The following is a 23443-nucleotide window of genomic DNA, read 5'->3' as shown; positions in this document are numbered from 1 at the left end:
AATTAATTAACTAAAATTTTTTGACTTTTGGTCGATAAATTAGCTAATCAATTGAGGCGGTTGCCAGATATTGGAATGAAAATTAAATCTGTATATTGATTGATAAGCAGATAGAATTTCTGTAGAAATTTGATTATTATTACCTAATTCAAAAGTTTGAATTGGTTGGTATGTAATTGCGATTCCGCAACAATTACAAATACAAGTTATTGGACACGTATCATCACTATCATTTTGATGATTGTGTTCAGCAGTTATTTCGTCTTGGTGTTGGTCTTCGGCATTATTTCCGTCAGAACAAGGTTTTATTGACAAAACAAGTATTAATAAGGATAATATGATAGTGATAAATTTCATTGTCACAAAGATAGAGAATTATTAATGCAATGGTATTGCAAAGTCATTTCTTAATTCTGTTTTGCGTTCCGTTTTTGAGCGTAGGCTAAAAACAGCTCTTTTATTTTTTTAAGCGTTGGCTTTAGGTGTCTGGAAAAAATAAATGTGCTGTTTGTGCGGTTGGCTTTTTTAGTTCAAATGTTGATGTTTAACACGATTTTCCGCATTATGCACAACGTTGTTGTGTATGATTAGTTGCGTGTTTTAAGCAATAAAGTTAGTAAATAAAACACAGATAGAAAGTCCGCGAGGACTTTCGTAAATTAGCTAAAACCAAGCAATTAATTATACACGGTGTTAGCACCAGTTTATTTTTCACAATTAGTTTTTAACTTTTCAAAATCTTCGTCTGCTTTAAAGTGTTCTTCTTTTAAAACTCCTAATTTTATAGCTTTTTTAAAATCTTTACAAGCTTTTTCTGTGTTTCCTAATTTCAGGTAAACATTAGCTCTATTAAGAATTCCTAAAGGATATTTTCTTTTTAATTTTATAGATTTATTTACATCTTTTAAGGCTTTTTCTAATTCATTTGTCTCTTGATAAAGACTCGCTCTATTATTATAAAGAATATGTAAATTTGGTTGTGTTGGAAAGTCGTTCAATATCTTTTCATAATCTAATTTTGCTTCTTCATACAATTCCAATTTTGTTTTAATATTTATTAAATTTGCAAGAGATTTAAAGTCTTTAGGATTAAGTTTTATTTGAGATTCCAAGTCAGTTTTAGCGATTTCATACTTTTCAAGCCTAATATTTGCATATGCTCTGTCAAAGTAAATAGTTTTATATGATGGTTTTTTATTTATAATCGTAGAGTAATCTTTGATAGCTTTTTTAAATTCCTCTTTTTCCAAATAAACACTTGCTCTTGAGTAAATAACTCCCAAGTTTTCAGGGTTTAATTGAATAGATTTTGAATAGTCTTTTATAGCTAAATCATATTCCTTTCTCATTCTGTAAACATTTCCACGATTAGAATAAGCATTCGGGAAATCTGGATTTATCTTAATGGCTTTGTCAAATAATTTAAAAGCTTCATTTATTTTTCCTTTTTTTGCAAATTCTATTCCTTTTGTGTTCAATTCAGCTTCTTCTTGTGAATATAAAAATGCTGAAAATAATATAAGTAAAATCGATAATTTTAATTTGTTCATTGAATTGGTTTCTAATTGGTGCTAACGTTGTTGTTTATGGGAAAGTTGCGTTTAAATGTGAACGGCTATTTTCCGCAGGAAAATAGGGGTTTACAAAAACGCGACTAGTTTTGATGAGGCACAATTTAGCAATTTTTTATAAACGGTGTTGCAAGTAGTTGGTTTTTTTTCAGTTTGTAGCACTTTTTTATTTTTCAAAATTCAACGTTTGAGTGGTAATTCCGCCAAGTTTGTCATTCAAGGTTTGAGTGAATTTCACGCTCTAGATTTTTCGTGTTTTGCTAAATTCCTCAAACTTGCTAAATTCAGGGTTTGAGTGAAAATTCCGGCATTTTGCTAAATTCCGCAATTTGGGGTTCTCAAGGTTTGAGTAAATTGATTTTGATTAAATTTCTAAAACTCTCCAATTTTACAAATTTTGCCGAGCGAGAGAGTGTCTAGCTTTTTTCCGTTTTTAAATTCAAGAGTTTTGAACCGCAAATTTCAAGTGTCTGAGTGGTTTCCGCCAATTACTTGCAACGTGTTTCTTTAGTTTGTATTAAATATCTTTATGTAGTAACAGAGGAGAACTATAACGTGTTTTAGATTTGAAGGTCCCTTACACGTACGAGTCCTCTGTTTCTATAAAGTTGCAAAGAACCATTTGGAATACCAGGCGTATAAAACCCCGATAAAGGAAGTAGTTTTTGCAACATATTTAATCATTCTAATTGTAAAAATATGAAAAATTACCAAGAAGTAGTAGGAATTGATGTGTCAAAAAAGACGATTGATGCTTATTGTTATCATGCCCAAGTACACAAAGAGTTTAAGAACGATTTAACTGGTTACAAAAGCCTAATAAAATGGGTTTTAAAAGCAACAAAAGAGAGTGCTGTTTTTTATTGTTTTGAGAATACCGGTTATTATTCCTTAAAGTTGGCACTTTATTTACACAGTAAAAAAGTTATTTACGTAGAGGAGAGTCCGTTAAAAATTAAACGTTCATCTGGCATTGTAAAAGAAAAAACTGATAAGTTAGATGCTCAGGTAATTGCTAGGTATGGTTGGCTTTACCGGGAGGAATTAACTCCAAGTACTGTTAAAAGTAGCGCTCATTTAGAGTTGGGTAGATTGTTAGCTTTAAGAGATCAGTTGGTTAGAAATAATTCAGGTTTAAAAGGTACTTTAAAAGAGATGAAAGTACTTTTAACAAGCTCTACAACAGATTTAGGTTGTATCAGTTTAAAACGAAGTATTGACTATCTCACAAAACAAGTCAAGGCAATAGAAATTAGAATTGAAGAAATAATTTTTGACGATATTTCTATGAGTAAAAACTACGAATTACTTAGAAGCATGAGAGGAATTGGCTTTGTTGTTGCTTGTCAACTTATTTATCATACAGGTAATTTTACGAGGTTTAAAAGCTGGCGATCGTTCTCTAGTTATTGTGGAACCGCACCTTTTGAACATAGCTCTGGAACCAGTATTCATAGGCGAAAACAGTGTCATTATTTAGGAGATAGAAAAATGAAAAGTTTGTTGAGTATGGCAAGTGTTTCTGCTATACAACATGATAGTGAACTAAAGTTATATTATCAAAAAAAATTAGCAGAAGGAAAAGATAAAATGTTAGCGATAAACAATGTGAGAAATAAACTAATAGCAAGAGCATTTGCGGTTGTTAAAAGAGGAACGCCCTATGTTGTACTTCAAAATCATATGGCTTAAAAAAAACTAAATTTTATTAGGATTTGATCTTGGAATACGTGTATGGTTAGTTGCGTGGTTAGGCAACTAAGTTAACAAACTTTAACGAACCCGTGAAAATTCCGCAGGAATTTTCGCAAGTAAGCAAGTAAAAAGCAATTAATTATACACGGTGTTGTAGCACGTTTTTTTATTTATATTCAATCATAATTAATCAGTACAATTATTAGAATAACATAAAATATTGTGCCCAAAGTCATTAAAATTAATTTTCGACCCATTTTATTGTCTGAACTCCTTTTTATGCCTGTGTTGTGATGACTGTATGTTCCATTTAATCTAATCAATATTAGATATAAAGGGCCTAAAAAAAAGAGTTTAAGGTCAGAGTCAGTATATTTTTTAGACGTGCTCATTATTTTTATTCCGATTTAATGTCATCTTCAGTTCCAAATTTTCCGTCTAAACCAGCAGACGTTATTAAAAATCCTTTTCCGTTCTCTGTAATCGTAAATTCATATTCTCGATTCCAAGCATCTTTTGTCCAATCTTTTCTTAAAGGACTATTTCCGATTAATTCATTCAATTCTGTTGGGTATTTTCCGAGATTTTTATTCCAGTTTTCCATTCTCTCGCTCATTTCCGAGATTTCCTTTTCAGTTTTTTTTGGAAATACAGATGTTCTTTGATAAGTAAAAAATAGAACAGCACTAAAACTTCCAATGATAAAAACAGCAATAAACATTAATGCACTTGGTTGCATAAAATACTTTTGAATCGGTCTTTTAATTCCGTCTTCTTTTTCCTTTTTACTTATCCGTTTTTGATGTTTATAATCTTCACGAATTAGTCTAAATTCAGCTAAAGTTGAAAGTATTAATTCTATCATTTAGTTCGTTTCTCAAATGTGCTACAACGTTGTTGTATAAGCTTTGTTGCGTTGTTTAAGCAGTGAATTTACTAAATAAAACACGAACGGCGAAATTCCGAAGGAATTTCCCAAGTGAGCTAAAACCAGCAATAAAGTTTATACGGTGTTGTAAGTAGTACTTTTTTGTACTTTCAGTTTATTCTTTAATATAAATACTTTTCTCGAAAAATAATCTTCTTTCATATTTTTTATTCTCAAATTCCCCTCTTTCAACTACAACTCCACGAAGAACTTTTTTTCCAGAACTTTGATAGTCATATTTAAATTCTGTTATATGGTTTAAAGGTAAATTTAAATTAGATAATTCAGGATGTGGAATTTTATCATTTTTCAGACTGTAAAAAGTATCAAGTTTAATTTCTGATAGGTTGGAAAAATCCTCTTTCAGTTTATTTTCAGGTATTGGGAATATTACGAACATATCAGACTCCCAATTTATTGTCGGTTTTGTCAATACAAATCTTAAAGTAGTTAATTCTCCTAATTTTGTAGTATCATTTACATATAAATCAAAATAATTTCCTCCAATAGTATCATTTTCTTTATCTACTAACCAAATTTGATTTGCATATTCCTTTCCATTAATTTTTAGATATTCAACTATACTATCTTTAATATTTTTATCTGAAGATTTAAGTTTTTTTATTCCAATTCTGTTTGTCGATTCCTTTATATAATTTTCTTTATTATCAGATTTACAAGATAAAATTGAAATGAATAAAATTAGCAAAATAGTCTCTTTCATTTTCGGATTCTGTATTACTTACAACGTTGTTTTGTATGGAAAGTTGCGTTTTAAGTCGACGGCTATTTTCCGTAGGAAAATAGGAGGTGACAGAAATGCAACAAACCTTGATTAAGCCAAATTTAGCAATTTTTTATACAAGGTGTTGCCAAATGCGTTATTTTATTTCCATTTCCATATTTCGTTTAATATTCACGTTATTTTTAATTTACAAGTAGTAATTTCATTAAATTCCATTTTTCATGCATTTCCAATTCCGTAAACTTGATAAATTAAATTCTGAGTAAAAATTCCTCAACTTTGGTTTTCAGCGTTTGAGTGTTTTCTCACGTGCTTAATTCCGACAATAATTTTCACTTAATTTAATTTTCAGAAAATTCTCAGCCTTACTAAACTTTTTTTAGAGAAAATTCCGCACAGTTTTTGTTCCGCATTTTGCTGAATTCCGCAAAGTTTAGAAATTCATATTTGAGTGATTTCTCCGCAATCTTGGTTTCAGCGTTTGAGTAAATTCCTTTTTTGTAAAATTTAGAAAACTCTCCGATTTTTCAAAATTTTAATTCGCGAGAGAGTGTTTAACTTTTTTCAGATTTACAAACTAAAAAAAAGCCAAAATTATATTTTACTAAACGACTTGTATTCGGCTCGATTCACCAGTTTTTGGCAACGTTGTTGTGTTATGGAAAGTTGCGATTTTGTGAACGAGGAATTTCCAGCGGAAATTCAGAAGTTAGCAAAAGAGCAACAAGTTTTAGTCTATGCTAAATATAGCAATTTTTTATACACGGTGTTGCCAAACGTATTATTGATTCATTTCAATATTCTTTTTTATTATTTCAATATCATTTATCTTTCCTTCAATTTCAATTACTTTGAGAACATTATTTCTATCTTTTGTTAATTGATTAAAATTTAAATATTCGTTTGATTTATTCACAACAATTGGTGAGAAATTACTAAATATTACATAATAATTTTCAAAATATATTAATTTCCAGTAACCTGTGGATTCCCATTTTTCACGTTTTTTCTTTTTCCCTTTAAAAAATAAATATTTTTCACTAAAATATATTGTGTCAATATTTCTTTGATTTTCTATTTTAAAAAATTTGTTTTTTAATTCAAGAGTTTGATTTGAATTAGATTTTAAAGAGTCAGGAATTTTTCTATATGCTTTAGTCTCTAAAACACTTTTCAATATTAAACTGTCATTTTTAAAATTAACAATTTTAGTTTGAATTGTTTCAAATTCGTTAATTGGTTTTGAAAATATGAGATTACCAAGAGTAATGTAATTTCTTTTTATTATACTGTCCTTTTTTAGATAAGGATTAATGTATTTGAAGTTAAAAGTATTAAAATTTATTAGAGATTCATTAATTGAATTATACTTACTATTGTCGTAACTTATATACGTTCCAATCCATATTCCATTTATTTTTCTATTTGAATAGATTAGAAAAATAGTAACTGTAATTACCAGTAATATAAATACTTTAATAAGTTTCGTTCTCATATGTTTGGCAACGTTGTTGTATATTGAAAGTTGCGTTTAAAGTGAACGGCTATTTTCCGAAGGAAAATGGACGTTTACAAAAATGCCACTAGTTTTGTAAAGCACCAATTTAGCAATTTTTACTATACGGTGTTAGGCATAGTATTTTATTTTTTCAATCTTTTACTTTTCAATTCTAAACCTTTACTCGGAATTTCATAAAGTGTATCAAAAACATTTTCAACTATCTCAATTGCTAAATATAAATCTTCTTTTGATGGAAGTGATAGTTCATGTATCGCTTCGTTTCCTAAAAACCGATGTTCATGTAATATTTCCGAATGTTGTAACGTAAGTTTTCCGCTTTCATGAAGTCCGTTAATTTTTCCTTGAAGATTCGTTTTTTTTTGAGTTACAGTAGAACCATCTTTATTCTTAAATTCAACATTACCTTCTGTAATTCCATTTTCTTTGCATACTCCTTCCACTAAAGCTCTCACACCAGCTCCACAAAGCGTTAAGTTTCCATAGTTATAACTTTCGACAGTTTCACTGTATATTCTTTGTAAATTATATGGAACATTAAAATAATGTTTTGCTGCTATAGTGTCTTTACTTCTTTTAGGGTAAATTAGAGTAGTTGATATTGGTCGACCTTGATAATCAGTGTTTTCAGAGTTTGTTGAGTGATTCCTGAATGAAATTCTTTCACAGCCTAAACATTGAATAATTTCATAGTCAGTATTCCAGTCTATAGAATAATATTCTCCTAAAGGTTCAGTTCCAATTTCGTTAATAGATGTTAATACATTATGATTTGTATTATTTTTACAAGATGAGCAAAGGACCTTTATAGTTTCATTCTTTGTTTTATCATTCTCAAACTTTATGTTCATTCAATTTTCGGTTTTCTTGGATATTATGCCTAACGTTGTTTTGTATGGAAAGTTGCGGTTTTGTGAACGAGGAATTTCCAACGGAAATTCAGAAGTTTACAAAAATGCACCACCCTTTGATTAAGCCAAATTAAGCAATTTTTTATACAAGGTGTTGGCAACTGGCTTTTATTTATTTTTCCAACTTTTAAAATAATCTTTCAGTTCCTTAAATCTTTTCGGTTTTTTAATTAATTCGTGTATCCAAATTGGTTCGAGATAATCTCCTGTCGAATCTTCTCCGCTATTGTCATTTAAATATGTTTTTCGAGCTTGTTCAATTTTTTCTAACCATTTTGAATTCGGGTTTTTGAGAATTTCAAAAGACACAATGTTATTCATTGCTATTTTTTCTGCAATAGAATCTGTCTCGTTATAATTTAAATGATAAGTTCTTGGGAGTTCTTTAAATAAAGGAATTGAATCGAACATTCTGTATTGATGAATTAATTCCGTTTTCTTAATTAAGTGTTTTCCAATAGAGTCACTAATGACCTTTTTAGAGTCTTTTGAAGAATATCTATCATTTCCCCAGGTATGAGCTATAAAATGAATTTCTTTTGCATCTGGACTAAAATTCCCAATGTTATATTTCGTTTTTCCAATTCTTTTCAAACTATGCAACTCAAAATCAAATAATGTTGTCCAATTATAGTGCTCATCTTGATAGAGATAAAAACCATTAGCATGCATTCCATTATAACTTCCATTTATTAAAGTTACAAAACCTACGTGTGTTTCACCATTTTCAGTGGTAATTTTACAAACAGCTTGAATAGAAGGATCTCCAACATCTACATAATTTGTAAATGCCATTAAAATTATAGTTATAAGTATTGTTAATTTTTTCATTTTTCAGCGTGCTATTTTGCGCTTGTTGCCAACGTATTTTTGTATGGAAAGTTGCGATTTTTGTGAACGAGGAATTTCCAACGGAAATTCAGAAGTTTACAAAAATGCAACAGCCTTTGTTTAAGCTAAAAGTAGCAATTTTTTATACAAGTTGTTGGCAAATGCGTGATTTTTTTATTTCGTTCAACTTTTTCATAATTTTCTTTTTTTTCAAAATTCAAACTCTGAGTGAGAATTCCGTAAACTTGCTAAATTCAGAGTTTGAGTAAGAATTCCACCATTTTGTTTTTCCGTATTTTGCTAAATTCCGCAAACTTGCTAAATTCAAGGCTTGAGTGAAAATTCCGCAATTTTGGATTTTCAGTGTTTGAGTAAATTCCATTTTATTAAATTTTTCAAACTCTCCAATTTTTACAAAATTTCACGAGCGAGAGACTGTTCCATAAATTTTAAATTTCTACATTTTCCGAAATTGGGTTTTGAAAAGAGAGGAAAAGCAAGAAGTAAATTTATAAAACAGACTTTATTTTGGCGCCTTTCCCGAGTTTTTGCCAACGTTGTTGTTTATGGGAAAGTTGCGTTTAAATGTGAACGGCTATTTTCCGCAGGAAAATAGGGGTTTACAAAAACGCGACTAGTTTTGATGAGGCACAATTTAGCAATTTTTTATAAACGGTGTTGCAAGTAGTTGGTTTTTTTTCAGTTTGTAGCACTTTTTTATTTTTCAAAATTCAACGTTTGAGTGGTAATTCCGCCAAGTTTGTCATTCAAGGTTTGAGTGAATTTCACGCTCTAGATTTTTCGTGTTTTGCTAAATTCCTCAAACTTGCTAAATTCAGGGTTTGAGTGAAAATTCCGGCATTTTGCTAAATTCCGCAATTTGGGGTTCTCAAGGTTTGAGTAAATTGATTTTGATTAAATTTCTAAAACTCTCCAATTTTACAAATTTTGCCGAGCGAGAGAGTGTCTAGCTTTTTTCCGTTTTTAAATTCAAGAGTTTTGAACCGCAAATTTCAAGTGTCTGAGTGGTTTCCGCCAATTACTTGCAACGTTGTTTTGTATGGAAAGTTGCGTTTTAAGTCGACGGCTATTTTCCGCAGGAAAATAGGAGTTGACAGAAATGCAACAAACCTTGATTAAGCCAAATTTAGCAATTTTTTATACAAGGTGTTGGCAAATGCGTTATTTTATTTCAATTTTCATATTTTGTTCATATTTCGGGTTATTTTTAATTTACAAGTAGTAATTTCATTAAATTCCATTTTTCAGGCATTTCCAATTCCGCAAACTTGATAAATTAAATTCCGAGTAAAAATTCCGCAACTTTGATTTTCAGCGTTTGAGTGTTTTCCCACGTGCTTAATTCCGACAATAATTTTCACTTAATTTAATTTTCAGAAAATTCTCAGCCTTACGAAACTTTGTTTAAGAGAAAATTCCGCACAGTTTTTGTTCCGCATTTTGCTCAATTCCGCAAAGTTTAGAAATTCACATTTGAGTGATTTCTCCGTAATCTTGGTTTCAGCATTTGAGTAAATTCCTTTTTTGTGAAATTTAGAAAATTCTCCAACTTTTCAAAATTTTGATTCGCGAGAGAGTGTTCCGAAAAACTAATTTTTCAAACGTTTTATTTCGCTTTTTTGAGTTTTCAGACTTTAAAGCTAAATGTTTTTAAAAGAACTTTTACTTGCGGATTATACTTTCGCCCAGTTTTTGCCAACGTTGTTGTGTTATGGAAAGTTGCGGTTTTGTGAACGAGGAATTTCCGGAGGAAATTCAGAAGTTTGCAAAAGAGCAACAAGTTTTAGTTTATGCTAAATATAGCAATTTTTTATACACGTTGTTACCACACGTTTTTTTATTCCGTTATTTTTAATTCAGACAATAATTGTTCATTCGAAAACCCAGAACAACTGTCGTCTTGAAAATTCAACTTTTCAATTCCATTGTTAAGATTATAATTGATTCCGAAATTACAGGAATTGTCAGCATTTTGCATTAGATTCAGTTTACGCTCAAACAATGCTATTTTTTCTATGATGGATTCTGTTATTTTTATTTTTCCACGTTTTATTCTTTTTCCGTTTTTATAATATTTATATTTTAAAAATCCGTTTTTAGGTTTTAAAATCAGTTTGTCAGATTCAAAAGTTTGATGTCCCCAAGTTCTATTCAAAATCCAACTTTCATTATTTTCGATTGATTCTTTTATTAGAGATTTATTTTCGTAATCTTTGAATTTATTTACACAGATTTTTATTTCATTCAGTTCCTTTGCGTTTGTGAAAGTTGTGTCGATTATCTGTCCAAAAATATTCGTGTATTCTATTTTAATAATGTCCGAATTATTGAGTAAAATCTTCTTTTGGCTATTCCAATATTTTTCTTCTTGTTCAAATTTTTGTTCAGTTAGAATTTTCGGTTTAGCTCTATCCAATAAAAACATTGTAAATCCATTTTCTTGACTACAATCATTCGTAACTAATTCAATTCTGTTTTGGGCAAACGAAAAGAATGAATTCAAAACTAAAATTGTCGATATGAAAAGCGTTTTTCTCAAATGTGTGGTAACGTTGTTGTTTATGGGAAAGTTGCGTTTAAAAGTGAACGGCTATTTTCCGCAGGAAAATAGGGGTTTACAAAAACGCGACTAGTTTTGATAAGGCACAATTTAGCAATTTTTTATAAACGGTGTTGCAAGTAGTTGGTTTTTTTTCAGTTTGTAGCACTTTTTCATTTTCAAAATTCAACGTTTGAGTGGTAATTCCGCCAAGTTTGTCATTCAAGGTTTGAGTGAATTTCGCGCTCTAGATTTTTCGTGTTTTGCTAAATTCCGCAAACTTATTAAATTCAGGGTTTGAGTGAAAATTCCGGCATTTTGCTAAATTCCGCAATTTTGGATTTTCAGGGATTGAGTAAATTCATTTTGATTAAATTGCTAAAACTCTCCAATTTTACAAATTTTGCCGAACGAGAGAGTGTCTAGCTTTTTTCCGTTTTTAAATTCAAGAGTTTTGAACCGCAAATTTCAAGTGTCTGAGTGGTTTCCGCCAATTACTTGCAACGTTGTTGTATAAGCTTTGTTGCGTGGTTTAATCAGTGAATTTAGTAAATAAAACACGAACGGCGAAATTCCGAAGGAATTTCCCAAGTGAGCTAAAACTAGCAATAAAGTTTATACGGTGTTGTGCCCAGTTATTAGTTTGTATATTGTTTTATTTAGTTTTCCTGTTTTCTCAAATATTTTTAATTCTGTTCCTTTTTTCAAATCTCGACTTGCAGTTGCAGCAGAAATATCTTTAAATATATCCATATAATCTTTTCTAGTAAATTGAATTTTATTTAAAGAAACAAAATATTCTAATCTGTCTTTTTCATTTAATGTTCGATTATTGAAATTCAATAATTCACTTATTGAAATATCAATTACTCCTAACATATATTCAATAAACTTTGTTGATTTTCCAGATTTATCACTTTCAGCTAAAGCCTGGTAATATTTTTCTTGATCGTTACTAATTAAAGTTTCAAAAGGTAAAAATTCAAATATTGGATATTTTTCCATTAATATTAGAGTTTGCCATAATCTTCCCATTCTTCCATTACCATCTAAAAATGGATGTATAAACTCCATTTCATAATGGAAAACACAACTTTTAATTAACTCAATTTCGTCTGACTTTTTTAAATATTCAAAAAGGTCTTTCATTAAGTATGGAAGGTTTCCAAAAGGTGGAGCTACATGTTCTACTTTAGTGCCTTTTACAATTCCAACACTTTGTTTCCTATATGTTCCTGCATCTTCAACAAGGCCTTTCATTAAGCTTTTATGTGCTTTTAAAAATGACTTTTCATTAGATGGTTTGTAAATATCTAAATTCTCGTAGATTTCTATTGCATTTAAAACTTCAACAACATCTTTTTTTGGACCAATAACTCTTTTGTTTTCAAGAAGTGCTGTTATTTGTTCTTCTGTAAGTGTATTTCCTTCAATTCTTAGAGAGGAATGAATTGTTTTAATTCTGTTCTGTTTTCTTAATTTAGGAGAAGGTTTGTTTAATAAGTTAGCGTTTACTTCACCTATTTTTTCTGAAATAGAAGTTATTAATTTTAAAATTGAAGATGTTATTTCGTAAGGTGGTTTCATTCGTGATACTATCATTTGATATTATCAAAGATACAATCATTTAATTATATTTCTTTAATGTAACGGATTTTTTTAATTGGGCACAACGTGATTGTGTATGGTTAGTTGCGTGATTTAAGGAACTAAGTTAGCAAATAAATCACAGATAGAATATTCCGCAGGAATGTTCGTAAGTAGTCTTAAAACAAGCAATTAATTATACGCGGTGTTAGCCACAGTTTTTTTTTGTCGTTTTATTATTGGGTCAATTCGTCTTTTGTTTTCCTGTTGTAATAAAGTAGGATATAAATTCATAAATATATTCACAATCATTATTATCAGACCAAATAAAAAGTCGTGAGTAATACTTTTATAAACAGCAAAGAAAGTCACGAATATAAATCCGATTAAATGGCTTATTTCCGCAATTGTCATTTCCTTTCGTATTTCAGTCAATTCCGTTTTTTTATTTTTCAATTTTATTTTCTGATTAAAAAACTTGAAAAATGAATTTTTCACAATCCATTTAAAATAGTCAATTCCAATAGTTTTATTTAAAGATTTACTTTCAATAAAATTCAGATTTGATATTTTTATGTAGTATTCAGTTTTGACAAGAATACTATTAATTATCATTCCGACTATCCACGATATAAATGATATTGATATTCCGAATGTTAAATATTTAAGCATAATTCTCTTGAATTTCGTGTTTTTTTAAATTGTGGCTAACGTATTTATATATGGTTTGTTGCGTGGTTTAAGCACTTAATTTAGTAAATAATTACTAACAAAGAAAATCCGCGAGGATTTTCGTAAGTAAGCAAAAAGCTAGCAATAAATTATATATGGTGTTGGCTGTAGTTTTTTTATATTTTTTCACTCAATTCTTTTGGTAGTAATTTTTCCAAAATCATCTTCTGTTTCTTTTCAATTACTAAAAATTTCCAGTTTTTTTCTCCACTTTCAGAAATTGCATAAACGTCTTTTTGAGACTGAATTTCAAAAAAATCAGTTTTTTCGTTATAAACGACATTTTCAGAACCAAAAGTGCTTTCCAATGACAATTTAGTCAAGTTTATTCTCGTTGTTTTTTCGTCTTTTGTTTCTCCTTCTTCTCCTTTTATTTTCATATTCATTTGATTTGAATAAGTCAGAAGTGAATAATATTTCTTTTCAATTTCCTTTTTGTCATTAACTTTCAAGATTTTTGGATTTTTTATTTCAAATTCCATATCTGGATTGTTAAAAGTCATTTTCATAACCTTAATCATTTGCGATTTCGGAATAATTTCAAAAAATTCAGGAACAATATATTCCATAGATTTTTCAAATTCCATATTTACAATTGTACTCAAATAATCATTAAATTCCTTTTTCAGTTCATTTTTATAATCTTGCGCAATTCCAATTGCACTAATTGTCAAAAATAGAATTGTAAATAAATTTCTTTTTAATTTCATATGTTAATTTTGATTTCGGTTTTTAATTACAGCCAACGTGATTGTGTATGGTTAGTTGCGTGTTTAAGCAACTAATTTAGTAAACAAAAACGAACGCGAGAAAATTCCGAAGGAATTTTCCAAATAAGCACTTGCCAAAGCAATTAATTATACACGGTGTTGGCAAATCGTTTTTTATTCCGTCTCAATTTTCCAGTTTTCAGTATTCAAAACTCCATCTATTATATCATAATCAGGTAGTTTCTCAAAATTAATTCTCAATTTCGTTCCGATATAATTTCTAAACACAATATTGTCAATTCCGAAATCGAGATTTAGATATTTTGTTTTAAAATCTTTGTCAATAATTCCAATTTGGTCATAATCCGCAATAATGAATTTGTCCTTTGTTGGTAATTCGGCTAATTCTCTAAATTCAGTTTGTTGGTCAAAAAAGAGAGTTTCTCTTTTGTCAATATCCAATATATAAAGTCCATCACTTGTCAAAACAGCCACTTGATTTATTTTTTCCGCAATTACAGTTTTCTTTGGTTCTCCACGAAAAGCTCCAATCCATTCAATTCCGTCTTTTGTTGTGAATTTTGTCCAACTCCAAATTTGACTTTTCCAAACTGTATTTAAGTCAAAAGTTTTCTCTTCATATTCTCCAGAAGTAGGTTGGTAAATAAATTCAGCTTTCAATTTTTTCTTTCAGTTTTGGGTTTGGTCAAAATGTTTGCCAACGGTCTAGTATAAGAATAGTAGCGGATTAAAACACACTAACTTTTCGGTTAAACACAGACCTTTTTTATATTTACTTACTTTCATTTTAGCGATTAAACCGCTATTATTTTTATACATTGTTGGGTGTAGTTATTTCTGGAAGTTCCATCTTTTTTAATCTAGCCAATGTTACCATTCTGCCATAAGAGAATCTCCAACTACAATATTTATTTATATAAGCAGCATAGTAAACAAAAACTTCGTGAGTCATTTCTTTTTTGGGAATTAAAACTATTAATCCACTTCCTCCATTTCCTCTCGGTAAAAAAGGAGGGTTATGTATAGTTGCTTCACAAAATGCAGAAACACAAATTCCTTTTTTGTTAAAAACTCTATCAGTGTCTAATGGAGAAACATAACCTATTATTCCATTATTCATTATTCCATTTGAAATAAATGGAATTTCCCCAATATCGTAGGAACTAAATCCACTTGATTTCGCATTTACTACATCAAATATTTTATTAATGTCTAAAAACTTATTGAGTAAATTTATCTTGTAATATTCATCTAATTGGATTTGAGGTAACAAGCCTTTAATATCTATTTTTGTTTCGTATTTACTCTTATCATACTCCAATACGTTTACCTTTCGTAGTCTAGCCATATTCATTCGTCTCCCATAATGGAAACCGAATTTAGCAGTTGTGTTAATTTGAAAGCAGTAGAAATACAATTCAGATAAAGTCATTTTATTCTTGGGTTTAAGAATAATTATATTACTCTTATCTACTACAGAAGTTGTAAATGGAAGTATTTGAACAAATGCAGTACCTAAATAAGAAACTGTTATTAATGGAGGTTGAAAAATGTTTTCTTCGCTCTCGACTTCAACTAGTTTGATAACTCCATTATTAAATGAAGTGCCATAAATTAATGGAATGTCTCCCTCGTCAGTATTTTCCAATGCAGGAAGATTACCTGTTAGAAAATCGAAAATGTCATTAATATTTTTCATATAATTTCATTTTCATTTTTTGACCTAATAATAAATGCTGCTGCTTCTCTCACTAATTCATCAATTCCAATCATTATTTCTTCTTTAGTCGGAATTTTTTGGTCTAAATAAGCTTCTGGAACTAACTCTAACAAATTATCTTTAAAATCAATTTTTTCTGATTTTTGAAATTCAGGTATGTTATTTATTTTAGTATTTGAATTTAAAATGAAGAGTTTAAGTTTATCCTCAATTTGTTCAAGATGATTTTCTATACTATCGTTTTTAAGTCGTTTACCTTTTTTTGTTAAATAGCCGTCTTCATTACATTTTGCCCAAAAAACTTTTTGATTTTCTGGATGTGGAACTCCTTTTTTGACAATTAATGCACAAGTATGCACACCAACAGGATAAAATAATTTATCCGGTAATGAAATAACAGAAAGGACTGTGTTTTCTTTTAATAATTGATTCTGTCTCCATTTTTTAGAAACGCCAGATTTTGTAAGAACAGATAATGGTATTATGGCGAATAATAATCCTCCATCAATCATTTGGTCAAGTGCGTGTTGAATAAATTTATATTCTTTTTCGTCTTTATCTTTTAGAGCAAAAGGAGGATTCATTAATACTTTTGAAACAACTTTGGAGTTTATATTTTCTCCAGTCTTTACATATTCTCCAGTTGTTGAACTATTAAGAACTAATCTCTTTAAACCAACTGACAAACAATTATCATCTATTATATTATTACTTCCATCTCCTCTGAAAATCATATTAACAATTGCTAGAGATGCAACCTTAGGTTGTTGTTCAATACCAAAAATTCTATGTTTTTTGAATTCAGAAAGTTGTTCTTCACTTGAGTTTGACCTTACATAATCAAAAGCAGAAACTAAAAATCCACCTGTTCCACAAGTTGGGTCATATACTACATCTTGATGAGTAATGTTTAAAATATTACAAGCAAAAGTTGTTACGTGTCTTGGTGTTAAAACAATACCAATATCTTTCGCTCCATTACCATATTTTAAAAATACTTCATAGAACTTACCTAGAACATCTGTTCCAGAAAACATAGCTGCTTTAATGTTTATCTTTTTAAGTTTGAATATTGTAGATACTAAAGACTTTTTATATTTTTTTCTAGCTTCTTCCTTACTTGGAAGTTTAATTTCAATATGCTTAAAAAAGTCTCTTTTATTATGCTGAATTAGAATTTCTTCGGCTCGATTATTAACATCTTTAACAAAAACAGTTGCAGATGCATTATAATTTGGTTTTGTATCATCAATTAAAGACAAGAGCAATGTAGCCATAACCGAAGCTCTTTCATCTTTATTTATTGAGCCCAAATGTAAAACTTCATTGATATCTTCGGCAGTGGCTAGAAGTTGTTTTTCATTAATTTCTAGTTCTTTGATTGATGAACTTTTATTTTCGATTAATTCTATACAGAGGGAAGGGCTAATTAAACTTGTTATTTCCTTGCTATGATAATTTATTGTTTTAAAAATCCCTTTTTCTAAAAAAGCACTTCTTACAATGTATCCATCTTCATCATTTCCAGCAACTCCAGAAACTATTGGAGCTTTAATTAGTTTACTTTTATTTATAAGTGTGGCATAATCACAAGCCTCTTGAAATGCTTTGTCTATTTCTTCAATTTGACCTTTGGCTTCAATTACGTAAAAGTTATCTTCATTTATTTTGCAAACATATTCAGGCTTTTTCTTGACTAATTGTTTTTTGATTTGTTCATTATCAAGACATTCTTGTTGCGTGTATACTTGTCCATCTGAATTTCTATTCGGGTTTTTTGTATTCCAATCGAGTTCTTGTAATTCGTTTTTTATCCAGATATAGGATGTGTATTCAGATATTCTTTTTTTCGTCATTTAGTTTTTTTTTAATTACACCCAACGTTGTTTTGTATGGAAAGTTGCGTTTTAAGTCGACGGCTATTTTCCGCAGGAAAATAGGAGTTGACAGAAATGCAACAAACCTTGATTAAGCCAAATTTAGCAATTTTTTATACAAGGTGTTGGCAAATGCGTTATTTTATTTCAATTTTCATATTTTGTTCATATTTCGGGTTATTTTTAATTTACAAGTAGTAATTTCATTAAATTCCATTTTTCAGGCATTTCCAATTCCGCAAACTTGATAAATTAAATTCCGAGTAAAAATTCCGCAACTTTGATTTTCAGCGTTTGAGTGTTTTCCCACGTGCTTAATTCCGACAATAATTTTCACTTAATTTAATTTTCAGAAAATTCTCAGCCTTACGAAACTTTGTTTAAGAGAAAATTCCGCACAGTTTTTGTTCCGCATTTTGCTCAATTCCGCAAAGTTTAGAAATTCACATTTGAGTGATTTCTCCGTAATCTTGGTTTCAGCATTTGAGTAAATTCCTTTTTTGTGAAATTTAGAAAATTCTCCAACTTTTCAAAATTTTGATTCGCGAGAGAGTGTTCCGAAAAACTAATTTTTCAAACGTTTTATTTCGCTTTTTTGAGTTTTCAGACTTTAAAGCTAAATGTTTTTAAAAGAACTTTTACTTGCGGATTATACTTTCGCCCAGTTTTTGCCAACGTTGTTGTTTATGGGAAAGTTGCGTTTAAAAGTGAACGGCTATTTTCCGCAGGAAAATAGGGGTTTACAAAAACGCGACTAGTTTTGATAAGGCACAATTTAGCAATTTTTTATAAACGGTGTTGCAAGTAGTTGGTTTTTTTTCAGTTTGTAGCACTTTTTCATTTTTCAAAATTCAACGTTTGAGTGGTAATTCCGCCAAGTTTGTCATTCAAGGTTTGAGTGAATTTCGCGCTCTAGATTTTTCGTGTTTTGCTAAATTCCGCAAACTTATTAAATTCAGGGTTTGAGTGAAAATTCCGGCATTTTGCTAAATTCCGCAATTTTGGATTTTCAGGGATTGAGTAAATTCATTTTGATTAAATTGCTAAAACTCTCCAATTTTACAAATTTTGCCGAACGAGAGAGTGTCTAGCTTTTTTCCGTTTTTAAATTCAAGAGTTTTGAACCGCAAATTTCAAGTGTCTGAGTGGTTTCCGCCAATTACTTGCAACGTTGTTGTTTATGGGAAAGTTGCGTTTAAAAGTGAACGGCTATTTTCCGAAGGAAAATAGGGGTTTACAAAAACGCGACTAGTTTTGATAAGGCACAATTTAGCAATTTTTTATAAACGGTGTTGCAAGTAGTTGGTTTTTTTTTCAGTTTGTAGTATTTTTTCATTTTTCAAAATTCAACGTTTGAGTGGTAATTCCGCCAAGTTTGTCATTCAAGGTTTGAGTGAATTTCAGGCTCTAGATTTTTCGTGTTTTGCTAAATTCCTCAAACTTGCTAAATTCAGGATTTGAGTGAAAATTCCGGCATTTTGCTAAATTCCGCAATTTTGGGTTTTCAAGGTTTGAGTAAATTGATTTTGATTAAATTTCTAAAACTCTCCAATTTTACAAATTTTGCCTAGCGAGAGAGTGTCTAGCTTTTTTCCGTTTTTAAATTCAAGAGTTTTGAACCGCAAATTTCAAGTGCTTGAGTGGTTTCCGCCAATTACTTGCAACGTGTTTGTATATGGTTTGTTGCGTGGTTTGAGCAACTAATTTAGTAAATAATTACCAACCAAGAAAGTCCGCGAGGACTTTCGTAAGTAGGCGAGAAGCCAGCAATAAATTATATACGGTGTTGGCATTTCGTTATTTTTTCAGTTTTTAATTTCGTAATATTTACTTTTCTAATTTACTTAAATTGTACATTTAATTGAGAATTCCGTCTTTTTTATTTTCAGAGTTTGAGTAAATTCCTATGTTTTTTTAATTTTCATTAGTCAGATTGTTCAATACTTTTAAAGTCAAACTTTTTCTTCTAACTTTCCCATCCAGTATCTTTATTATTTATTAGACCTAATATATAAAAAGTAGCGAGCATAAGTAAAAAAGAGAAAATACTTACCATTAATAAATTCCTTATAAAAAAATTAAATTTATAACGTTCAAGACCTTTTAAACGACTGCTTAAAGGATTACCTTTCACATATTCTATTTCAATCTTATCGCCAATAGAGTATCCGTTTGGAAAATGTTCACTACCATATTTATAACTTTTCCCATTTACAACATAAGAGTATTCTATATATTCAACATCAGAAACATCAACACTCCTTCCGTCATTATATTCCTCAATTACTTCTTCTGTTCCGAAGTTAAAAATTGTAGCTGTAGTTATTCCTTTTTCTCTAAATTCAATATCAAATTCATTTTTGTCAAAATAAAAAATTGTACTTAACCAAATAAGTACAAATGATATTAAGAAAACTATGATATAGTTTTTTCTTGATCGTGTCATTATATTTTCGTTTTTTTAATGAATGCCAACGTGTTTGTATATGGTTTGTTGCGTGGTTTAGGCACCTAATTTAGCAAATAAAAACCGAATAGAAAATCCGCGAGGATTTTCGTAAGTAGGCTAGAACTAGCAATAAATTATATACGGTGTTGCCAGTAGTACTTTTCTAAAATGGTAAATCATCATAGTCGTTTTCCACTTGATTTTTTTCTTCCGTTTCCTCGCTAACTGTTCCGTCATTTACAATGAACTGTGCTCTTTCTAAAAGTTCATCGTAAGTTATTATTTCAATATTTCTTGAATTTCTGCGATATAATTCAAATGTCTTTTTCTTAATTAAATCCGTTTTTGTGGAACCTGAAAATTGATTGGTGTTTCCGATTATTAAAATTGTTTTTGGGTCAACTGTATCTTGTTCAATTTTATCTCCATTTTCATCGAATTGGTCTGTTTGAGCTTTTATTTCCCATTCTGCTTTTTGAGAAAGAATTTGAGATACTGCATAAGTCAGGTCCTTTGATAGTTTCCAAGATTCTGAACGATTTTTGTCTTTTTCAAATAGAGGTGTGTCAGGTCGTTTTAATTCAACAATAATGGTGAAATTTTTATCGCCAAGTAAATAGTCCAACTTAACTTCGTTTTTTCCATCCAAATCAGTTGATGAAACGGAAGCTTCTCTTTGTAAAATACTTAAAAACCTATAATCTAAACCATAACCGAAAATCCAAGAATTCTGTTTAAAAAACACTTGCCATTCAGGTTCTGTAATATCTTTCGTAAAAAGCTCTTTAAATATTTCTAAACCATCTTTTCTACCTGAGAGAATATTCAAATCTTGTTTTGTTAAGACATTATTTCGTAAAGTTTCCAGAACAGATTCTCTTTTGTCTTTATCTAAGTCAGACAATTTATCGACTAATTCTGCTAAATCTTTGTCAACTAAAATTTTGCTCGTGTCAGGTTTTGTTAAGTTTAATAAGATTTTTCTATTTGGTAAAGTTCCTTCTTCTATTACAAATCTATCTTTATTAGAAAAGTCTAAAAATTTCAAATCACTCAAGAATTTTAGTAATTCGGTAAATTCATCTTGACTAAACGAAAAGGCAGTTTCTTGAATTGGTGTAGAAATTCCTGTCTCTTGATTTTCTGTAAACTTTTGTAAAGTAAATTCTAAAAGATTTGTGTCTTTAATTGAGTAAACAATTGCGCTTACTTGATATTTATTTTCAAAAATTCCAGTTTCTCGAAGTACAATTTCTCCTTTAACTTCGGCAAATTCGTTAATAGTTTCTTTTTTGAAAACTTTTTTGACAAACCGTTTTTCATTAGTAAAAATGCCTCTAAATTTCAAATAAGGAAACGATTTACTTACATATATTCTTGAAGAACTACGTTGTCTAAAATAATCAAGTTCCTTACTTATGTTTTTTCTCATTTTTTGTTTTTCGGTATTACTGGCAACGTTGTTGTGTTATGAAAAGTTGCGATTAAAATGAACGGCTATTTTCCGAAGGAAAATAGAAGTTTATATAAATGCGACTAATTTTTATTAAGCTAAAATTAAGCAATTTTTTTTACACGGTGTTGCCTAAAGTTGTTTTTTGTTTTTCCTATTTTGGTTATTATTTTCGAGATTTAGCATTCAAGAGATAATTTCGCCAATATTTTTAATTCCGCCAAGATTTTCATTCCGCAATAATTGGAAATTCAACATTTGAGTGGTTTCCTTTATTCTTGAAAAACGAGATTTCTCCGCCTTTTAAAATTTTGAGTTTGAGTAAAAATTCCACAAACTTTGTTTTAAGAATCTATATATTTTCAACCTTTTTAATTTTTATAATAAACTAAATTTTTGACTCGCGAGAGAGTGTCTAACATTTTAAAATTCAAGAGTTTTATTTTTTTTTATCAACGGTTTGAGTGGTTCTGGACAATTTTTGGCAACGTTGTTGTGTTATGAAAAGTTGCGATTAAAATGAACGGCTATTTTCCGAAGGAAAATAGAAGTTTATAGAAAAGCTACTAATTTTTATTAAGCTAAAATTAAGCAATTTTTTTTACACGGTGTTGCCTAAAGTTATTTTTTGTTTTTCCTAGTTTGGTTATTATTTTCGAGATTTAGCGTTCGAGTGACAATTCCGCCAATATTTTTAATTCCGCAATATTTGGAATTCAACATTTGAGTGTTTTTTCATGTTTTGATTTTCAAGATCTTTCCGTATTTTAAAATTAAGCGTTTGAGTGAAAATTCCGCAAAGATTTTATTCCGAAATAATTAGAAATTCAACATTTGAGTGGTTTCTTTTATTAAAAAAAACGAGATTTCTCCGCCTTTTAAAATTTTAAGTTTGAGTAAAAATTCCACAAACTTTATTTAAGAATCTCTATATTTTCAACCTTTTTAATTTTTATAAAAAACTAAATTTTTGACTCGCGAGAGAGTGTCTAACATTTTAAAATTCAAGAGTTTTATTGTTTTTTTTCCAACGGTTTGAGTGTTTCTGGATAATTTTTGGCAACGTATTTTTGTATGGAAAGTTGCGATTTTTGTGAACGAGGAATTTCCAACGGAAATTCAGAAGTTTACAAAAATGCAACAGTTTTTGTTTAAGCTAAAAGTAGCAATTTTTTATACAAGTTGTTGTAAAATGCGTGTTTAATTTTTCCATAGTTTTGGTTTTTTTAGCTTCTACTAATTCAACTTTTATTTTTTTAGATTTATTTTTAAGAATTAATTCAGCAATTCTGATTTTTGGTGTTTTACTAAATTTCCAAATTTATCGTTTGAGTAAGAATTCCAGCATTTTTATTTTTTTTCCGCAATTTTGGTTTTCAGAGTTTGAGTAAATTATTTTTTAAATACTAAAAATCTCCAATTTTGCAAGACCTTTTTTTAGTGTTTTGCTGAATTCCTCAAACTTTATAAATTCAGAGGTTGAGTAAGAATTCCGCAATTTGGGTTCTCAAGCGTTTGAGTAAAACCTTTTTATTAAATTTCTCAAACTTTCCAATTTAGAGAAATTTTCACTCGCGAGAAAGTGTTTCATATTTCTGAAAATTTATTCTCCAACATTTAGGTTTTCAAACTTAAAAGCCAAAAGTTAATTTAAAATAAATTATTTGTTTCTGGCGCGATTCAGTAGTTTTTTACAACGTTGTTTTGTATGGAAAGTTGCGTTTTAAGTCGACGGCTATTTTCCGCAGGAAAATAGGAGTTGACAGAAATGCAACAAACCTTGATTAAGCCAAATTTAGCAATTTTTTATACAAGGTGTTGCCAAATGCGTTATTTTATTTCCATTTCCATATTTCGTTTAATATTCACGTTATTTTTAATTTACAACTAGTAATTTCATTAAATTCTATTTTTCATGCATTTCCAATTCCGTAAACTTGATAAATTAAATTCTGAGTAAAAATTCCGCAACTTTTGTTTTCAGCGTTTGAGTGTTTTCTCACGTGCTTAATTCCGACAATAATTTTCACTTAATTTAATTTTCAGAAAATTCTCAGCCTTACTAAACTTTGTTTTAGAGAAAATTCCGCACAGTTTTTGTTCCGCATTTTGCTGAATTCCGCAAAGTTTAGAA

Annotated in this window: 17 protein-coding genes; 1 reads left to right on the top strand and 16 read right to left on the bottom strand. The window is 29.5% G+C overall.

The features are described 5' to 3' along the window. Nucleotides 1-39: 39 nt before the first annotated feature. Together WG951_RS06055 and WG951_RS06050 are read right to left on the bottom strand one after the other, a co-directional pair. A complete protein-coding gene (locus WG951_RS06055) occupies nucleotides 40-357 on the bottom strand; it encodes a DUF6660 family protein (RefSeq protein WP_105049282.1) in 318 nt (105 codons plus the stop codon). 347 nt (nucleotides 358-704) lie between these two features. Next, nucleotides 705-1550 (bottom strand): tetratricopeptide repeat protein, encoded by an 846-nt coding sequence (locus WG951_RS06050; protein WP_105049281.1) that lies wholly within the window; start codon nucleotides 1548-1550, stop codon nucleotides 705-707. Nucleotides 1551-2270: 720 nt separating this feature from the next. Here WG951_RS06050 and WG951_RS06045 point away from each other — a divergent pair. Further along, the gene (locus WG951_RS06045) at nucleotides 2271-3263 is read left to right on the top strand and encodes an IS110 family transposase (RefSeq protein ID WP_340914023.1); all 993 of its coding nucleotides are present in this window, start codon (nucleotides 2271-2273) and stop codon (nucleotides 3261-3263) included. 400 nt (nucleotides 3264-3663) lie between these two features. Here the strand turns inward: WG951_RS06045 and WG951_RS06040 are convergent, their stop codons facing one another. The 14 genes from WG951_RS06040 to WG951_RS05975 all read right to left on the bottom strand — a co-directional run bounded on the left by WG951_RS06040 (nucleotide 3664) and on the right by WG951_RS05975 (nucleotide 21288). Then, nucleotides 3664-4131, bottom strand: a complete 468-nt coding sequence (locus tag WG951_RS06040) for a type II secretion system protein GspG (RefSeq protein WP_105049280.1) — start codon at nucleotides 4129-4131, stop codon at nucleotides 3664-3666. A 178-nt stretch (nucleotides 4132-4309) separates the two neighbouring features. Next, nucleotides 4310-4918 (bottom strand): hypothetical protein, encoded by a 609-nt coding sequence (locus tag WG951_RS06035; protein ID WP_146105273.1) that lies wholly within the window; start codon nucleotides 4916-4918, stop codon nucleotides 4310-4312. Between the two features lie 802 nt (nucleotides 4919-5720). After that, entirely contained in the window at nucleotides 5721-6434 is a 714-nt protein-coding gene (locus tag WG951_RS06030) for a hypothetical protein (RefSeq protein WP_340915805.1), read from the bottom strand. Between the two features lie 146 nt (nucleotides 6435-6580). After that, nucleotides 6581-7309: a DUF4145 domain-containing protein gene (locus WG951_RS06025; RefSeq protein WP_105049279.1), complete on the bottom strand. Its 729-nt coding sequence runs from the start codon at nucleotides 7307-7309 to the stop codon at nucleotides 6581-6583. A 168-nt stretch (nucleotides 7310-7477) separates the two neighbouring features. After that, nucleotides 7478-8200: a hypothetical protein gene (locus WG951_RS06020; protein WP_105049278.1), complete on the bottom strand. Its 723-nt coding sequence runs from the start codon at nucleotides 8198-8200 to the stop codon at nucleotides 7478-7480. Nucleotides 8201-10058: 1858 nt separating this feature from the next. Next, complete coding sequence (locus tag WG951_RS06015; protein WP_340915802.1) at nucleotides 10059-10724, bottom strand: hypothetical protein; 666 nt, start codon at nucleotides 10722-10724, stop codon at nucleotides 10059-10061. 651 nt (nucleotides 10725-11375) lie between these two features. Further along, a complete protein-coding gene (locus WG951_RS06010) occupies nucleotides 11376-12347 on the bottom strand; it encodes a Fic family protein (protein WP_282147553.1) in 972 nt (323 codons plus the stop codon). Between the two features lie 192 nt (nucleotides 12348-12539). After that, nucleotides 12540-12962: a hypothetical protein gene (locus tag WG951_RS06005; RefSeq protein ID WP_340915796.1), complete on the bottom strand. Its 423-nt coding sequence runs from the start codon at nucleotides 12960-12962 to the stop codon at nucleotides 12540-12542. A gap of 233 nt (nucleotides 12963-13195) precedes the next feature. After that, nucleotides 13196-13789 carry a hypothetical protein gene (locus WG951_RS06000; RefSeq protein ID WP_340915794.1) on the bottom strand — a complete coding sequence of 198 codons (594 nt, stop codon included), beginning with the start codon at nucleotides 13787-13789 and terminating at the stop codon, nucleotides 13196-13198. A 174-nt stretch (nucleotides 13790-13963) separates the two neighbouring features. Then, complete coding sequence (locus WG951_RS05995) at nucleotides 13964-14470, bottom strand: hypothetical protein (protein WP_340915792.1); 507 nt, start codon at nucleotides 14468-14470, stop codon at nucleotides 13964-13966. Between the two features lie 151 nt (nucleotides 14471-14621). Further along, complete coding sequence (locus WG951_RS05990; RefSeq protein WP_105049277.1) at nucleotides 14622-15509, bottom strand: restriction endonuclease subunit S; 888 nt, start codon at nucleotides 15507-15509, stop codon at nucleotides 14622-14624. After that, nucleotides 15506-17386 (bottom strand): HsdM family class I SAM-dependent methyltransferase, encoded by a 1881-nt coding sequence (locus WG951_RS05985; protein ID WP_105049276.1) that lies wholly within the window; start codon nucleotides 17384-17386, stop codon nucleotides 15506-15508. The genes WG951_RS05990 and WG951_RS05985 overlap by 4 nt, the downstream gene beginning before the upstream one ends. 1987 nt (nucleotides 17387-19373) lie before the next feature. Then, complete coding sequence (locus WG951_RS05980) at nucleotides 19374-19853, bottom strand: DUF3592 domain-containing protein (protein ID WP_105049275.1); 480 nt, start codon at nucleotides 19851-19853, stop codon at nucleotides 19374-19376. A 166-nt stretch (nucleotides 19854-20019) separates the two neighbouring features. Then, on the bottom strand, nucleotides 20020-21288 hold the full coding sequence (locus WG951_RS05975; RefSeq protein WP_105049274.1) for a Shedu immune nuclease family protein: 1269 nt from the start codon (nucleotides 21286-21288) through the stop codon (nucleotides 20020-20022). Nucleotides 21289-23443: the final 2155 nt, after the last annotated feature.

The organism is Polaribacter butkevichii, assembly GCF_038024105.1.
Taxonomy (GTDB): domain Bacteria; phylum Bacteroidota; class Bacteroidia; order Flavobacteriales; family Flavobacteriaceae; genus Polaribacter; species Polaribacter butkevichii.
The sequence above is the reverse complement of the archived record's forward strand: the minus strand, read 5'-3'. Positions and strand labels throughout refer to the sequence as shown.

Coding starts and splice junctions, on each gene's coding strand:
- WG951_RS06055 (WP_105049282.1), bottom strand. CDS start 357: ATGAAATTTATCACTATCATATTATCCTTATTAATACTTGTTTTGTCA.
- WG951_RS06050 (WP_105049281.1), bottom strand. CDS start 1,550: ATGAACAAATTAAAATTATCGATTTTACTTATATTATTTTCAGCATTT.
- WG951_RS06045 (WP_340914023.1), top strand. CDS start 2,271: ATGAAAAATTACCAAGAAGTAGTAGGAATTGATGTGTCAAAAAAGACG.
- WG951_RS06040 (WP_105049280.1), bottom strand. CDS start 4,131: ATGATAGAATTAATACTTTCAACTTTAGCTGAATTTAGACTAATTCGT.
- WG951_RS06035 (WP_146105273.1), bottom strand. CDS start 4,918: ATGAAAGAGACTATTTTGCTAATTTTATTCATTTCAATTTTATCTTGT.
- WG951_RS06030 (WP_340915805.1), bottom strand. CDS start 6,434: ATGAGAACGAAACTTATTAAAGTATTTATATTACTGGTAATTACAGTT.
- WG951_RS06025 (WP_105049279.1), bottom strand. CDS start 7,309: ATGAACATAAAGTTTGAGAATGATAAAACAAAGAATGAAACTATAAAG.
- WG951_RS06020 (WP_105049278.1), bottom strand. CDS start 8,200: ATGAAAAAATTAACAATACTTATAACTATAATTTTAATGGCATTTACA.
- WG951_RS06010 (WP_282147553.1), bottom strand. CDS start 12,347: ATGAAACCACCTTACGAAATAACATCTTCAATTTTAAAATTAATAACT.
- WG951_RS06005 (WP_340915796.1), bottom strand. CDS start 12,962: ATGATAATTAATAGTATTCTTGTCAAAACTGAATACTACATAAAAATA.
- WG951_RS06000 (WP_340915794.1), bottom strand. CDS start 13,789: ATGAAATTAAAAAGAAATTTATTTACAATTCTATTTTTGACAATTAGT.
- WG951_RS05990 (WP_105049277.1), bottom strand. CDS start 15,509: ATGAAAAATATTAATGACATTTTCGATTTTCTAACAGGTAATCTTCCT.
- WG951_RS05985 (WP_105049276.1), bottom strand. CDS start 17,386: ATGACGAAAAAAAGAATATCTGAATACACATCCTATATCTGGATAAAA.
- WG951_RS05980 (WP_105049275.1), bottom strand. CDS start 19,853: ATGACACGATCAAGAAAAAACTATATCATAGTTTTCTTAATATCATTT.
- WG951_RS05975 (WP_105049274.1), bottom strand. CDS start 21,288: ATGAGAAAAAACATAAGTAAGGAACTTGATTATTTTAGACAACGTAGT.